Here is a 14775-nt window from a genome sequence, read left to right as displayed (position 1 = left end):
CCTTTCGGTGACGCTTGCTGACCTTGCTTACTTGCCGGCCGCGCTGCGATGCTCTTGGAAAAAGCCATGTGCCCAACTTTCCGCAAATTTCGACACAGGAAAGACGCCTGCTGAAATTCACAATGTTCGCTGCGCAACATACGGCAAGCCAGTAGCAAACTCGAACTAGCGAGACTTGCCCGACCTCGACCTGTTGAATACGTAGCCCGCGAATCCGTCTTTCAGGTCGGGGTACTTCTGGATCGTGGCCTCGGCCAAGTCGGTCATAGGATCAATGCCCAACCGGCGTAGCGTGAGCTTGCCAGCCGGTGTCCCTTTGTAGGTCCGTCGCCAGTCCTCCCGCTGCTTGGATGTAGCGGCTTCATATGCTTCCCAGCCGCGCCGGATTTCGTCGACCATACGGTCCTGCGCGTGCACGTTCTGGGCGGCTATCTGCAAGGCCATCCTACTCTGGACCTGCTCCTTCGCTTCCAATTCTCGTTGCTCTGTCAGGGCAAGGTCTTTCTGAATCTCGACCATCTGGCGCTCAGCGTCGGAGACGATCCACTGTTCCTTCAGTGCCTTCATAAAGAATCCGGCTGGGCTCTTCGACACCTTGCCCAGTTTCAAACTGAAACGCGTCCGCTCGATCGCCTGTTCCAATCGTTCATCGTTGTATGTGTCGCGCGATGCCGCAATCTGGTCGAGTTGAGCGCTGGACAGCCCGAACTCCTGCTTCAACGTTTGATAGATCGCTTGCGCCTGCTCGTGGGTATGAAGGATGCGCTCAGCCATCTCTTTGCGCTCGATGCGAAACTTCAAGCGGCCGATTTTCCGGGACCCCTGCTCATTGCGCGTCTCATACGAGAGCCTCAGGTCAGAGACCTCGTTGATCTGGTCAATGGCAGGGACTAGCCAGTCTCGTTTGAAATACTTGAACTCGTTTGCCTTGGCACCCATTGCACCTTGCCACAAACGCAATTCGTCGAGCGTAAGCCAATCCGTTTCTCCTTCATCCGCGTAGGGAAGCAAGTGGTCATACATGACACGTGCGTAGCTCAGAGTAAAGAGAGACGTAATGCGCAGGCTAAGCCAATGCGACTTGCCCGGGCCACGTATGATGCCTACGAGATCGGGGGGTACTCGAAACTGGAAGCGGCCGCCTGAGTACGAGATACGGCCGATCAGCTGCACTGAGCCAAAGGGCTTTTCGCCGTCGGCGTCAGGCGCGGTGGTCGCTTGAATCAATGCCCGTTGGGCTTCGGTGATGACCTGCTCGAGATGTGTGTTGTTGCGACTCGAGTAACGCATGAGCCACTTGAAGTAGTCCAGCTCAACGTCATACAGATCTCGTACCTGTTCGTCCTGAGCGACGATGAAATACGCCGCATCGATCAGACGTCGAGCTGCAACCCCCAGATCGATAATTCGGATGAGAACGTTCTTTCTCGGGAAGCCAATGTCGGACCGCGCTGTGTCGACTGGTAAGTCCTGACCAGTTGCATCGTCGAACAAAGCTAAGGCCAGTTGCCGCGATGTGGCTACCTGACCTGCTGTTGTCATACGGCCCCCAAGCTCGTGTTCAAGGATATCTGGAGCGGTACGGTACCGGTGGGAAGGTGCCACGTCAACACAGATCACCTCACCTTGCGCAGTGGTCTTCACAGAACACCTCACCTTTGCAGAGCCGCTCTGCACAATTTGCCTCACCATCAGCGCCAAAACTCCTCACCTTGCGGATCAATTTGCTTCACCTTCCAGTGGTAAACGCCTCACCTTCGCGCTCAATTAACAGCACCTTTGGCACAATTCGCCTCACCTTGCGAGCCTAACCAATTGTTTTTTATAGGGTTGTGCGCTTATGTTAGTTGTCTGTGGGTTTTGTTTTTTGATAAACACTAACCACCGGAGCCTCAGCCAACAGATCGGTCAAGCTCTAACCGATTCGTCCGCGGCCAACGGCGTGGAAGTCTTTCTCTGGGCGGCAGCGCGGACGTGTTCGGCCGCACGACGGTTTTTTGCCAAAAGATCATCAGATGGAGACCGATCGAAGGTGAGGCAAATTGTGTGTCGTCCATAAATCGGGGCTAATCCCGCCGCTTTGCGCGCGCTAAGGTGAGGTGTTCTGTGTTAACGATGGTGCCTGCGGAGCAGCGTGCGCCCGCGTTGTGGTTGGTCGTCTCGATTATTGACGGGAGGCTGTCCTTTCATCATGTGATGCAAGTCATTGAATCTAAAGGGAATGGTTTCATTTTTTGGTTGAGCTAGCTTTCGCCCTCAGATTTCAATGGCAATTCTCCGCCGGGATGAGTATTCTACGGTTCGACGCGTTAGCCGCCAGAAACCGTACAAACAGATGGTGAGCGTGAAGAAATCATCTCACCGTCGATAAAACATAGGAACTGCAAAATGAATCTGAGCGAATTGCCCGGAATTGACCGGCGCGTAAAGCTCTCCAACTTGGGGGAGTTTGCCGAGCGTCTGTCGGTGATGGCGAATGAGCTGCGCGACCAAATTTTGGCGCCCAGGCCTCGTAAGAATCCTCCGGTCTTCACGATCGGGGAATTGTCGGAGCTATGTGGTATCGACCGTCAGAAGATAAATTACCTGGCGACCAAGGAAGGTGGCGAACTTCCGGCGGGTATGGCTCATGGTACCGGAAGGGCGCGCATTTTCTCTCTGAAAGACGTACGCACGTGGGTACAGCAGGTATCCGACATTTATCAGACTCCGCTCGTCACTGGCACTCGAGAGCATCGCGGGCGCGTATTGATCACTGCGAACTTTAAGGGCGGCTCTTGTAAGACCACAACAACAATGTGCATCGCGCAAGCTTTGAGCTTGCGTGGTCGCAAAGTACTTGTCATTGACCTCGATCCGCAAGCATCTCTGTCGGAGTTGTGCGGTCTGTATGCCGAAAAAGATGTGACCTGGGAGGACACAGTCCTCCCGTTCATCTATGACCCGAACATGGAGGGCGGACTAGCGTCGAAGGTTCAAAGCACATATTGGGATGGCTTAGATGTCATCCCTGCGCACAACTACCTGCACGACGCGGAATTTCATCTTCCGACAGCACAACAGACTAACCCTGGCTTCGAGTTCTGGTCTGTGCTTCGCAAGGGAGTCGAACCACTTCGAGCCCAGTACGACTACATCATTCTGGATACGGCACCGTCCCTGTCCTACATGACCCTTAATGGTCTCATGGCAGCTGATTCGATGGTTATGCCGTTAGTCCCAGAAAGCTTGGACTTCATCTCCTCGGTATCTTTCTGGTCACTGTTCGCCGAGGTCGCGCACGGGTTTGTAGAGCACGAGGTCGACAAAACGTACGACTTCATCTCCGTCCTGCTGTCACGTGTGGACTATGGGACGACGTCGTCGGCGCCGGTTGTTCGCTCCTGGTCGCAGCGTGCATACGGCGATTGGCTTCATACAACCGAGGTTCCGGCCAGTTCTGTCATGAGCAACGGTGCGTTGGCCTTTTCGACAGTCTTTGACCTTTCGCGTTCCGATGCTGTCGCGAAGACTCTAGCTCGGGTCAAGCAACCGTTGCTCGATTACTGCAAATGGATCGATGATCAATATGTCGCGCAATGGAGGGCTGGACAATGAGCAACCTGCGTGAACGCATGATGAGCAAGACTGCTGAAGTTCGAGCCGCGAAGGACATTCAGCTCGACCAGCATCAAGAGAAGCCCACTAGCCCTCGAACCGCGCCGGGGATGGCCGGGGCATTGGCCCAGGCACAACAGCGAATCGTCGAACTTGAGAAAGCAGGTACTGCGTCGGACGTGACCGTTTCGGAGATCGTTCCAAACCCGTGGCAGCCGCGGAAAGTGTTCAATGAAGCGAAGTTGACACAACTTGCGGAATCAATTCGCGAAACGGGGTTGGTCCAACCGATCATCGTTCGCCGCGCTGCGCACGGTCACCAGATCGTTGCGGGCGAAAGACGTTGGCGAGCTCACAAGATGATCGATAAGGAGACGATCAAGGCCGTGATCATCGACCTTTCTGATGAGGAGATGGCGATGTTGGCCTTGGTGGAAAACATCGTGCGCGACGACTTGTCGGATTACGAGATCGCTCGCTCTATCCGCAGCACCGAGAAAGAATTTCCCAACAGAAAACGTATGGCAGAGGCATTGGGTTTCTCTCGTTCGGAGCTGTATCGTTTCCTGGCGTTTGCTGACCTTCCGGACTTTGTGATCAAAGATCTGGATATACAGCCTAGGCTATTGGGCGCGACCGCAGCGGAGGGCTTGGTGTCAATTCTGCGCGACAAGAACCCGAGGGCGGTCGATGTCGCTAGAGAGATGTGGGCAAGGGTGGTCGCAGGGGACCTCGATCAATTGAAGCTCGCTAGGGCGATCAAGCAGGCTATCCAGAGCGGCGACGACGGAGCGCGCAGCGTCAGTGATCGTAGTATTGAGAAGATCTTTGCCGGGAAAAGTCAGGCAGGGTCAATAACGAAGGATGCTGTAGGCCTCACGGTGAAAATCAGAGCAGGCATGCTCACGTCAGAGAAAGAGAAGCAGATACGTAGGCTCATATCAGAACTCTTTTCCGCTAGCAGCGTTAGCGCCGATTGAGGCGAACGGTAAAGGTGCCCACGATGCACCTTTTTATTTTGGTCGCCATGCTATTGCGGACTCGGTCGTGTCCCAAGTTGGGACACGATTCCCGTGGTGGCGCGAAGCCGCCACGGTTATGTCATCATGTGAGGACGCAAATTCGTACGGGTTGATCGAAACCTGTTGCAGATCGATAGACTTGCGTCTCAGTGCACAGAGCGGAATCCACGGGCCAAATGAGGACGCGCTTTCCGATGGTGTCACGCTTTAATCCTTGAGTCCGTGTCCCAAGTTGGGACACTCCAAGCGGGACGCGTCTGCCTGATTTTCAACCACCAGAGGCGGACGCTCCTCGAGTCCCGGCTTACCTGCGCTGCGAACGTGCTGACGGGGAGAGATGCAAATCGTGATAGTTCGAACCAAACGATCATCGGTTGGGCAATTGGTATCTCGAACAGTTGCAAAGGCGCTCTATCGCCACGGGAGATGACGAAAACCATCGTGGTCGCCAACGATAAGGCGCCTTGAACTCAAGCTCCCGAAACCAGATCCGGACGCCCGCATCCGCTGAACACGGATGCGTCGACCACAGCATCAATTAGTTCTGGACTGCGCGAACGCACTGGTTCACTGATCGCGTCAAGCGTGGGTGACTGTCGTTCTAAGGCGCGATCTACATACTTTGACTGGCCCGTCACCGAGTGCAGGCAACCGCGATGCTCAACGCAGGGAGCACCGCACCGCGCAAAAAAGAAGGCACTGCCCTCCCTGGAGATGCAACGCGAGTCAGTCGACGAGCCGATGCGGGAAATGGATCCGCAGCACAGCGTTCCCCGTATTTCCGGATACTGCTCGACTGCAAGCAGGGGCTGGCAGTTTGTCTGGCATCAAGCGCGCAATCGTCCTTGTTGGATATTTGCGAGCTCTTCGGTCGGAGAAACTTTGGACTTTGCCTGTACACAAGTTGACCCGTAGGCGGTGATTGTGCGCCGTCACCACAAGAAATCGTGGGCAACGCGATAGGGCGAAACGTTTCTCAGAGAGACCTGAATCACGGACGTCTCCTCCGACACACTACGCGTCCCAGGCGCGACGCGCATCGAGGCCCTGACCTCGAGGGAGCGGACGCGTCGACCCACCGGCCTAGAACCATTTGGATCCCCCTGTGAAATCCGACGCGCTGCACAACTCGAAGCGGCGAGCCAAAAAACCTTTTCACCCGGTTGCTTGTGCCAGGGGAAACGGACAGCCCACATCAGGCAGCTGAGTCGAAGAGCAAAAGGGCGCCTTAGGTTGGTTGCCGCCCTATCAACTTTCCCAAACCCAAGGACCACGACGCAGATACGAACCGCCTACTTAAGCGCGGGAAGGTTTGTCTCCTTGCAAGATGTGCTTCTCAGATGTCTCACGAGCCGACACTGGCTTGGTGGCGGAGCGGCCGTGACTGAAACGCGAACCCGAATCACGTGGGGAAAACACGCCGCTTTCATGCGGGGCCACGAGTGGTGCGCTGCCTCCACGATCTCTGATCGAACGGGTAACGTTCGGTCTGTGTCGACACGTCGCGCGAGCCGCAGTGCCTCGACATCGCGCGACGGCGTCCAACACCGCGAAACCACGGCCGCTTCGAGAACGCCGTTCCAGCCACACATATTCGGCGCTCAGCTGACCAGCCGTTGGCTCTGGCGCCCCGGAACTCGACCGACGCGCCCCGATGCGGAGGCGCGTTTCCGGTATATATAAAGCCTGGAGCTCAGGGTTTGGTCCGTGACTAATCGATAGCCGGTATGGAGCTAGTTGCAGGAGATTTCTTCGTAGACCTAAGTTATCGTCCCCTTCCAACCTGAGCCGTAGCTGGATATTCGAAACCTTAACGTCATAATTATTACTTGCAGTCTCCGTGAAACATAGTCGAACAATATTCACTTGCGTGAAAGCCCCGTCCGTCGGCGCTTCGCTGCAGTTCCCGGAAATTGTTTCACGGCGCACCATACGAGGTCCAGAAAAAATGGCGAGTGGGCGAGGGTTGGACAGTAAGTCATGTGTGACTCAGGTCTGTTTGTAGTGGACATTACGTAATCTGTAGCGCTGCATGAGGCTCTTGGCCGACGGCTTTCCGGACGTTCCGCGGCGCGCCCCGACGCGGTAGGCGTGGGATGCTTTCGGCGCTCGCGGCTTCGCAATACGATTTAAATTTGCGCAACTAACCGTCAAGCGCGTACGTTACCTTGAGAGTAGGCGGCACCGCGAGGCAGTCTGCAAAGCCGCAAGCCGCGGCGTCGAACGTGCCGAGCAGCCCGATTTCCGTCAGCATTCTGAACGGGTAGCAAATTACATGGGGCAACGACCACGGCCGGGTAACAAATATCCTGAGTCAATGCGCACCCGAGCAGGCGATCCGCGATCCGTTTGTCCTCGAGTTCCTCGATCTGCGGGACGAGTACTCGGAGTCGGATCTTGAGGCTGCCCTGATTCAGCATCTCGCGGATTTTCTGCTGGAACTCGGCGACGACTTTGCGTTCCTCGGCCGTCAGCGTCGCTTGCGGATCGACGATACATGGTTCCGCGTCGATCTGCTGTTTTTCCACCGGCGGTTGAAGTGTCTCGTGATCATCGATCTGAAGGTCGGCCGCTCCAGCTACGCGGACGCCGGGCAGATGCACCTCTATCTGAACTATGCGCGCGAACACTGGATGAAGCCCCGCGAGAATCCACCGGTTGGCCTCCTTCTGTGCGCAGAAAAGGGCTCCGCTGAGGCGCACTACGCGCTCGACAACCTGCCAAACAAGATCCTTGCGGCGGAGTATCAAACGGTCTTGCCCGATGAGGCGACGATTGCGAGAGAGCTTGAACGGACCAGGGAAGAGCTGGAACGACGGACCCCGGGTGCGTAAGTTCGGTTTTTGCAGTCGGAGTTAACGTCTTGACATGCGACGGGCGGACAGCGTATCGGCAGTTTGACGTGTCCCTTGGCTTCGCACCTCCACTTAGCGGCGCCAGATCCGCTGAGTGGAGATCAAACGATGCAACAACTAGATCCGATGAATTGAGCCGATCACGTAGAACGTATTAAATCTGTCTCAGTTGCGTGAATAAATTTGTCAACTCGCGTCGGCGCTCGAAGTCGCAACTAACCGTCAGTCCGCGTAACCACTTCCACCGCTTCGCCGCAAACCGTCCTGCAAACAGGAGGGCAGTTGCCACCCGGCGGACGTCAACGAACTGCGACGATCATCCGTTCGGCACGCCGCGGGTTTCGCTGCCTAGTCGTAGAAGCACTCGGCGCCTGATGGCGAGGCGGTCTCGCCTGCACATCGCAGGTGTTGTCGACAGGAGCGAAAGGCGGCCGTAGCAGAAGTGCGAACGGCACCATACACATCGGAATGGCGCCTCGATCGCATTGTTGTTAATGATAAACGGGCTCTCGCGCAGGCATTGCGGACAACGAGTCTGGAGTAATTGTCGATGCGCCGGACAGTGATGTTCTTCCTCAAGCTGATGCAGCACACTGATGGTAGCCGTGCGCCGCGCACTGCCGGCAAAACCGGAAGACCGTGTGATACCGTTCATGCACAGTCGCATCGATCAACGATGCGTCCAATACTTTTCTGGGTGGCCGCACCAGGTGGTGCAGGAGCGCAATATCGATAGCGTCCCGCCGCGGTGCGACGCCTTCACGCGGGTCAACATCGGGGCTCATCAGGCGGAGCGGCACATCACCCGGCAGCGCATTGGCGCAGGCGAACTTCCACAGGATCGAGACGAGGGATTCCCCCCGGCATCAACCATACGATGCTGAAGTCGCTGCCCAGCGCGAGCCTGAGTTGCCATTCGTCGAACGTTAGAATCGGGAAGCGCGGTGTCCTGAGTGCTTTCCGATTACGCCGTTGCGAGCTCCTGCTGGACGATTGGGGTATGGCTCCGCTCGACGCGATGGTTCGAAACGATTTGCTCGAGATGATTGATGACCGTTCTGCCGGCAAAGCCACGATCGTGACCAGCCAGTTACCAATCGAACACTGGCATGGTTGGATCGGCGACGAGACCATCGCCGACGCAATGCTTGATCGCCTCATGCAGCGTCATCACTGCATCAAACTGACGGGTGAATCTCTGAGAAAAGCATCTCCGAAGCCCAGCGTGCTGGAACCAGAATTCGACCAAAACTAGCGAGGAAATAACAATCGACACCGCGCAACGCCCGACCTTGCCGAATCGGTCACGTTCCCGAAATCGGCGGTCACGTTCGCCGAAATACGCACGAGGACGCTCGAGTGGCCACTTCCGCACTGAACGCTAGGTGAGTCACACATGTCTCGAGTGCCTCTCCCACTGTTAAGTGGGCGACGACTTTGAGAGCGAAGGCCTACTTCTCCAGCATCCCGATAGCGACGTAGGCACTTGCGAAATGTCGGCCTCGAGATGCCACGCCGCGCACAGACGAGACCTGCGTTGCAGGTCTCGTTATACATCAGCATCCAACGCAATCGAGTCGACGAAATCTCTCGGTCCATCGCTTCATTTTAGTTGAAACGATCTCTGTGAATCACACATCTAATCGATAGCCGGTAAGCGTGGCATCAGCACCGTCTTGCTTTAGGATGACGACTTTCAAGCCGAGAGCAGCGAGCGCTGCAAGCGTTAGATTTGAAATCCGACCGCTTTCGAGGCTGACACCCTTGATGCGTCGCAAATCGTCGCCGCGAGTTTGGGCAACGGGGGCGAGCTGGGGGGTGGTGTCGCGAGCCTTTCACCCAAATGCTTCGCAATCGCCTATACCTGCTTGTAGCCTTTCTGGTGCTGCTTAGTCGAGCAATAGCGATTGCCCGTGAAGAATGGGGGATCCTTGCCCCAGTCGAGGAGGTAGACACTGGCCGACTTACAACAGGACTGCCTGCTGCAAAAGTTCCAGAGCCTTCAATTCGTCCAGTCGACCCGTGCGTGCCTTGCCTGCCAGAGTCTTGATCAATGCTTCCGCGATTGGCGCGATACCGCAGAGATTGTCCAGGCTGGTGACGGAGGCGGGGAGCGACGCGAGCTTCTGTTGCGGTAGTGCGGTCAGCGGATGCGTCTCAACGGTTGCCGACGTGAACGCCAGCAGCTTGCCATCACTTTCTTCAGAAGAGCGACCGGCGCCCTCGGCGGGGCCACCGCTTAAGTGATCTTGTTGGTTGACGACGATCGCCTCTTTCTCTCGTGCGACATCCGCTGGAGCAGGTGAGGAGCTTTCCGGCTCGATCGGGACGCCCGCCCGCGTGCGCCGCGTGTGCGCCTTCGCAGTTGCGGACTTGCCAGATGCATCATCCTTCGTTGCGGCCGAGATCGGCTCGTGTTGTTCCACGGCACGACCGCGCGAAGCAGGGGTCAGCAAACGCGACACCGACTCGGGAATCTCAGCTTCAGAGCGCGGCGTGTCCAGCCAGCCAGTTGGCAAACCAAGTCGCTCCGTGAAACGGCTTGCTTCGGCATCGTCCATGCGTTTCTTGCCATACAGTCGATGGGCAATGTTGGAACCGGTTATCTCCATGACTACACCGAGTCTTGCCTTGGACCCGTTACGACTCGTGAGGACGTGAAGGTTCTGCCGCCGAACGTTTTCGACCGTGGCGCTGTCGTCTAACGCCAGCGGTTGCTGCCGGGTCGTTTCGGAAGAGGTCCTGGATTTCGAAGGTGAAGCTTTTTTTCGTGGCGTATGAGCGTCAGTTTGTCTGGCCAACTGGCTTCGACTCTTTTTGGCGGCCCCCGACGACCCGCCCGTTGCTTTCTTTGGCATTTCCGTTTCCTCGGACAGGTTATCTTCAAGAAATGGTTGATGGCCGCCGTTCGCGGCGGAAGCCGGTATGAGCGTTTCAGACTCAACCTCTGGCTCGCTGTCTGTTTTGACAAAGTCGAGCGGTGATTTGAGGCGGGCGATGGTTTCGGGCGCGAGGACAGGATGGGGCTGGTCAAAAAAACCATGCGGCAGCCCAAGCGTAGTTTCCATATGAAAAGCGGTCTCGGGCGTGAATCCTTCGCCCTTCATCAGTTCAGCCACCCTCGTCATGTTCGATTCGAGTCCTAACGCGATATTCTCTGCACCCACCGCATCGACGAGAAACTGAAACGATCGTGTTTTGAAAATCGACGCAGTCTGGGCGGAGTCTCGAGGAGGTGCCTTCACGTACGGTTGTCCCTGCCGGTTGGGCGGAGATTTTTTCGCGTGGCGAGATTGGCGTTGGCCGCTGTCCCGAGGTCCCGCATATCGTCCGCGGGGTTGACTCATAAAATAGGGCTCCGTGCGATCATTAAGGTTCCGACTCGGGAATTATAGACGAGGGGCAATGCCGGCATCCGATGCGTCAGCCTCTCCATGAAGCGGAAATAGACGCACGCGACGCACGATTGATCAAGAGTAGCTGCTGGCGTTGTCCGATTTTCCAAGTTCAACCCCAACGTTGCAAACGGCGGCATACGGTGAACGAGGTTAAACGCGTACAGTCGGCCACGAGTTGCCCTGCAGTGCTCCGAGGAACCCCCGGTGGGTTTGGCTGCATTGTTCCAAAACCTGACGGACGAGCTACGCACACAATTCTGCTCTATCTACCCAGCGACATAGGCGCCATACGACCGCGATGCACCTGTTGCAGGCGGGCGTTCCGTTCAACGTGATCGCCTTGTGGCTCGGTCACGAGAGCCCGATGACAACCCATCGCTACGTCGAAGCTGACCTCCCGATGAAGGAGAAAGCACTCGGTCGGCTCGAGGCGCCCGATGCCAGGATTCGCCGGTATCAAGCACCGGACGCGTTGATTCGATTCCTTGTGAATGGCGGTCGGAATCCGACATTGGATGGCGGCGTCGGACAGCCGGGCGACGCGATTGCTGTTCAGCCCGGCGACTCTGGGACGTTTCATGAGGCTCACATTCGGGTGCGTCGGAGGGAGCCCGTAGGGCGAGCGCAGACGCACCGGGGATGTTCGGTTCGGCAGGGGGATGACGCGGGAATCGGGATGCGGTAGAAGAACGACTACAACTGACCGCCGAAGAAACAGGCCCGACACCGGTCCTAACCGCCAAGTTCATTCCAGTGTCGAGCCCCACACGCGCACAACGGGGTACGGGTGCCGGGCCAGTATGGCACGGCTGATCCGCCTCGTCGATTCCGCTTCGGCATTGACGGGGACTGCCGATGCCGGCCACTGGCCGCCTCTTTCTGTGCGCCCGCTGCCGGGCGCAGGTCGTCGTGTGCCGCCGTTGCGATCGCGGCCAGATTTACTGCGGTGGCGACTGCTCACAGGCCTCGCGCCGCGCCCGCCTGCGCGAGGCTGGCCAACGCTATCAACTCAGTCGTCGTGGCCGCTTTGCACATGCCGAACGGATGCGTCGCTATCGTCAGCGCCTCAATAAAGTGACGCATCAGCGTTCCCCGACACCCGTCGCCAATGCTCTACTGCCACTGACTTCGACGACGACGGCCACCGCATCGACATCCACTGTCGCCGCGCCCGGATCGACGCCTTGCTGCTTCTGTCGCCGCATCTGTTCGGGCCTTGTACGCATCGGGCCACTGCGCCGTCGGGTCTTCCGTGATGTTCGTACTACTACTGACAGAACAGGAAACGACCCATGACCATTGGAGCTGAACTCGAGGCGCAGATCCTGCGCTATTACCACGTGGAGAAGTGGCGTTGCGGCACCATCGCGCGCCAGTTGCGCGTGCACCGCGGCACCGTCCAGCGCGTGCTGGCCCAGGCCGGCCTGCCCAGGATTGGCGCCGTGCAGCGAGCCTCACAGATCGATGCTTACCTGCCGTTCATCCACGAGACGCTAAAGAAGTTTCCCTCGCTCACGGCCAGTCGCCTGTATGCGATGGTGTATGAGCGCGGCTACCGGGGCAGTCACCACCACTTCCGGCACCTGATCTCGCTGCACCGGCCACGCCCGGTACCTGAGGCTTACCTGCGCCTGCGCACGCTGCCCGGGGAACAGGCGCAGGTCGATTGGGCCAGCTTCGGTCACCTGCAGATCGGTCGGGCACGACGACCGCTGATGGCCTTCGTGATGGTGCTGTCGTGGTCACGGCAGATCTATCTGCGCTTCTTCCTCGATGCCCGTATGGACAGTTTCCTGGCAGGACATGCCGGCGCCTTCGAAGCATGGTCCGGGGTCCCCAGGGTTCTGCTTTACGATAACCTGCGTAGCGCCGTGCTTGAGCGTCAGGGCGATGCGATCCGCTTCCACCCGACATTGCTCGCGTTCGCCGCGCATCATCGTTATGAGCCTCGTCCGGTGGCTGTCGCACGGGGCAACGAGAAGGGGCGCGTTGAACGGGCAATCCGCTTTGTACGCGAGAGCTTCTTTGCCGCTCGCAGATTCACGGACCTCGACGATCTCAACGCCCAGGCGGCAATCTGGTGCGCGGGACCCGCTGCTGAGCGGCCCTGCCGCGAAGAACCCATGATCACCGTGCGCGAGGCCTTCGGGCGCGAACAGCCCAGCCTGCTCACGTTGCCGGAGAATCCGTACCCGTGTGAGCTGCTTCTCGCCGTGAAGGTCGGCAAGACGCCCTACGTGCGCTTCGACCTGAACGACTATACGATCCCGTATACCCATGTGCGACGCACGCTCACGGTACGAGCTGATCCCCGGCGCGTACGCATTCTCGACGGCGCCGATCTGCTCGCCACCCATGAACGCAGTTACGATCGCGGCGCGCAGATCGAGATTGCCGCACACATCGATGCGCTCGTCGCAAGGAAGCACGAGGCCCGTCACCATCGCGGTCTTGATCATCTGGCCCGGGCTGCGCCGGCCAGCCGGACCCTGATGCTGCACGCCGCTGAGCGTGGCGGCAATCTGGGCAATATCACCACGCACCTGCTGCGACTGCTCGACCGCTATGGCCCGGCCGAACTGCAGGCCGCGATCGAGGAAACCCTTGCCAGCGACGCGGCGCCTCATCCCAATCCGGTACGTCTGGCGCTTGAGCGCCGGCGCGAGGCACGGCAGGCCCCGCCGCCAGTCACCCTCATCCTGCCCGAACACGTGCGCAACAAGGACACGCTGGTGACACCACACCGGCTCGACATCTACGACCAGCTTGCGGGAGGCGCCGATGAACACGCCTGAGAACCTTCATGGGCGCGCGAACGCCCTGCGTCTGTACGGACTGCTCGCGCATTGGACCGATGTGGCCGCCGAACAGTGGGTCGCGCCGCTGTTGCAGTGGGAAGAGGATGAGCGCGCCCGCCGATCACTGGAGCGACGTATCCGCGATGCCCGCCTGGGCAACTTCAAGCCGCTGTGCGACTTCGACTGGAGCTGGCCCACGCGCTGCGACCGGCTTGCCGTTGAAGAGTTGATGTCGCTCGGGTTCGTCAGGGATACCGCCAACGTCGTGTTGATCGGCCCGAATGGTGTCGGCAAGTCAACCCTCGCGCTCAATCTCGCCTATCAGGCGCTCGTGCACGGTCACACCGCGCTGTTCACTACCGCCGGTCAGATGCTCGGCGAACTGGCCGCACTGGACAGCGATTCGGCGCTGCGTCGACGCCTGCGCCGCTATGCATCCCCTGACGTCCTGGTGATTGATGAGGTCGGTTACCTCTCGTACTCAAACCGCCACGCCGATCTGCTGTTCGAACTGGTCAGCCGCAGGTACGGATCGGCAAGTACCGTGGTCACAACCAACAGACCGTTCTCCGAATGGCACGAGGTGTTCCCGAACGCCGCCTGTGTCGTCTCGCTCGTTGACCGGCTGGTCCATCGCGCCGAAGTCATTGCCATCGAGGGCGAGTCCTACCGGGTCAAGGAAGCGCGCGAGAGGGCCGAGCAACGCGCCAGCAGACGCAGTAGCGCGCGTGCGGAGAAGAAATCATGAAGCGCCTGGCACACCTGCCTTCGGGCATCACCCGTGGGCTCGACTTCCTGATACCGGACAACTGGTCGCCGGAACAGGCGCTCGCCGTCGTCGAACTCATCGGGGATCTGCGTGCCCGGATCTGCATGCACTATGACCTCGCCCTGCATGACCTGCTGCACGAACAGCATTCCCCTCCCGAGGATCCCAATCTCAACGACATCGGCGATCCATTCTGATTGGGACCGGCCACCCCGACCGAGGCCGTCAACGGCGCTTCATTGTTGACGGTCCTGGTGAACCTTGTGCCGCCATTTATGTGCGGATTTACGCCGCCGTCAACATTCCTGCGGACGCTGTAACTATGCGTAGGTTTCG

Annotated in this window: 9 protein-coding genes and 4 pseudogenes; 8 read left to right on the top strand and 5 right to left on the bottom strand. The window is 58.3% G+C overall.

Annotated features, from left to right (window positions below; genetic code table 11):
- Nucleotides 1-165 precede the first annotated feature (165 nt).
- Nucleotides 166-1542, bottom strand: a complete 1377-nt coding sequence (locus OKW30_RS38690; RefSeq protein WP_429349612.1) for a replication initiation protein — start codon at nt 1540-1542, stop codon at nt 166-168.
- A gap of 846 nt (nt 1543-2388) precedes the next feature.
- Between OKW30_RS38690 and OKW30_RS38685 the strand changes: the two genes are divergently transcribed.
- The 4 genes and pseudogenes from OKW30_RS38685 to OKW30_RS38670 form a co-directional block, all read left to right on the top strand.
- Nucleotides 2389-3597 carry a ParA family protein gene (locus OKW30_RS38685; RefSeq protein ID WP_429349318.1) on the top strand — a complete coding sequence of 403 codons (1209 nt, stop codon included), beginning with the start codon at nt 2389-2391 and terminating at the stop codon, nt 3595-3597.
- Complete coding sequence (locus OKW30_RS38680) at nt 3594-4577, top strand: ParB/RepB/Spo0J family partition protein (RefSeq protein WP_429349317.1); 984 nt, start codon at nt 3594-3596, stop codon at nt 4575-4577. The genes OKW30_RS38685 and OKW30_RS38680 overlap by 4 nt, the downstream gene beginning before the upstream one ends.
- A gap of 2363 nt (nt 4578-6940) precedes the next feature.
- Nucleotides 6941-7453, top strand: a pseudogene (locus OKW30_RS38675) (PDDEXK nuclease domain-containing protein); the annotation flags it as partial.
- Nucleotides 7454-8453: 1000 nt separating this feature from the next.
- Nucleotides 8454-8729, top strand: a pseudogene (locus OKW30_RS38670) (ATP-binding protein); the annotation flags it as partial.
- Nucleotides 8730-8890: 161 nt separating this feature from the next.
- Here the strand turns inward: OKW30_RS38670 and OKW30_RS38665 are convergent.
- Both OKW30_RS38665 and OKW30_RS38660 read right to left on the bottom strand, forming a co-directional pair.
- Nucleotides 8891-9073: pseudogene (locus OKW30_RS38665) on the bottom strand (helix-turn-helix domain-containing protein); the annotation flags it as partial.
- Between the two features lie 365 nt (nt 9074-9438).
- Nucleotides 9439-10821: a hypothetical protein gene (locus tag OKW30_RS38660; RefSeq protein WP_429349316.1), complete on the bottom strand. Its 1383-nt coding sequence runs from the start codon at nt 10819-10821 to the stop codon at nt 9439-9441.
- 334 nt (nt 10822-11155) lie between these two features.
- Between OKW30_RS38660 and OKW30_RS38655 the strand changes: the two are divergent.
- A pseudogene (locus OKW30_RS38655) lies at nt 11156-11359 on the top strand (tyrosine-type recombinase/integrase); the annotation flags it as partial.
- A gap of 470 nt (nt 11360-11829) precedes the next feature.
- On the opposite strand, the gene OKW30_RS38650 reads toward OKW30_RS38655, so the two are convergent.
- Nucleotides 11830-11955 (bottom strand): hypothetical protein, encoded by a 126-nt coding sequence (locus tag OKW30_RS38650; RefSeq protein WP_256211476.1) that lies wholly within the window; start codon nt 11953-11955, stop codon nt 11830-11832.
- Nucleotides 11955-12098: a hypothetical protein gene (locus OKW30_RS38645; RefSeq protein WP_176133875.1), complete on the bottom strand. Its 144-nt coding sequence runs from the start codon at nt 12096-12098 to the stop codon at nt 11955-11957. The genes OKW30_RS38650 and OKW30_RS38645 overlap by 1 nt, the downstream gene beginning before the upstream one ends.
- Before the next feature lie 66 nt (nt 12099-12164).
- On the opposite strand from OKW30_RS38645, the gene istA reads away from it, so the two are divergent.
- The 3 genes from istA to OKW30_RS38630 are packed head-to-tail and all read left to right on the top strand — an operon-like array spanning nt 12165 to nt 14636.
- Nucleotides 12165-13667 (top strand): IS21 family transposase, encoded by a 1503-nt coding sequence (gene istA, locus OKW30_RS38640; protein ID WP_429345680.1) that lies wholly within the window; start codon nt 12165-12167, stop codon nt 13665-13667.
- Nucleotides 13654-14418 carry an IS21-like element helper ATPase IstB gene (istB, locus tag OKW30_RS38635; RefSeq protein ID WP_429345679.1) on the top strand — a complete coding sequence of 255 codons (765 nt, stop codon included), beginning with the start codon at nt 13654-13656 and terminating at the stop codon, nt 14416-14418. The genes istA and istB overlap by 14 nt, the downstream gene beginning before the upstream one ends.
- Nucleotides 14415-14636 carry a hypothetical protein gene (locus tag OKW30_RS38630; RefSeq protein WP_429345678.1) on the top strand — a complete coding sequence of 74 codons (222 nt, stop codon included), beginning with the start codon at nt 14415-14417 and terminating at the stop codon, nt 14634-14636. The genes istB and OKW30_RS38630 overlap by 4 nt, the downstream gene beginning before the upstream one ends.
- The last annotated feature ends 139 nt before the right edge of the window (nt 14637-14775 follow it).

It is taken from the genome of Paraburkholderia sp. Clong3 (genome assembly GCF_050436485.1).
GTDB lineage: Bacteria > Pseudomonadota > Gammaproteobacteria > Burkholderiales > Burkholderiaceae > Paraburkholderia > Paraburkholderia tuberum.
Note: the sequence above shows the minus strand (reverse complement) of the source record. Positions and strands in the feature narration are given on the sequence as shown.

Coding starts and splice junctions, on each gene's coding strand:
- OKW30_RS38630 (WP_429345678.1), top strand. CDS start 14,415: ATGAAGCGCCTGGCACACCTGCCTTCGGGCATCACCCGTGGGCTCGAC.
- OKW30_RS38645 (WP_176133875.1), bottom strand. CDS start 12,098: ATGCGTACAAGGCCCGAACAGATGCGGCGACAGAAGCAGCAAGGCGTC.
- istA (WP_429345680.1), top strand. CDS start 12,165: ATGACCATTGGAGCTGAACTCGAGGCGCAGATCCTGCGCTATTACCAC.
- OKW30_RS38660 (WP_429349316.1), bottom strand. CDS start 10,821: ATGAGTCAACCCCGCGGACGATATGCGGGACCTCGGGACAGCGGCCAA.
- istB (WP_429345679.1), top strand. CDS start 13,654: ATGAACACGCCTGAGAACCTTCATGGGCGCGCGAACGCCCTGCGTCTG.
- OKW30_RS38690 (WP_429349612.1), bottom strand. CDS start 1,542: ATGACAACAGCAGGTCAGGTAGCCACATCGCGGCAACTGGCCTTAGCT.
- OKW30_RS38685 (WP_429349318.1), top strand. CDS start 2,389: ATGAATCTGAGCGAATTGCCCGGAATTGACCGGCGCGTAAAGCTCTCC.
- OKW30_RS38680 (WP_429349317.1), top strand. CDS start 3,594: ATGAGCAACCTGCGTGAACGCATGATGAGCAAGACTGCTGAAGTTCGA.
- OKW30_RS38650 (WP_256211476.1), bottom strand. CDS start 11,955: ATGCGTCACTTTATTGAGGCGCTGACGATAGCGACGCATCCGTTCGGC.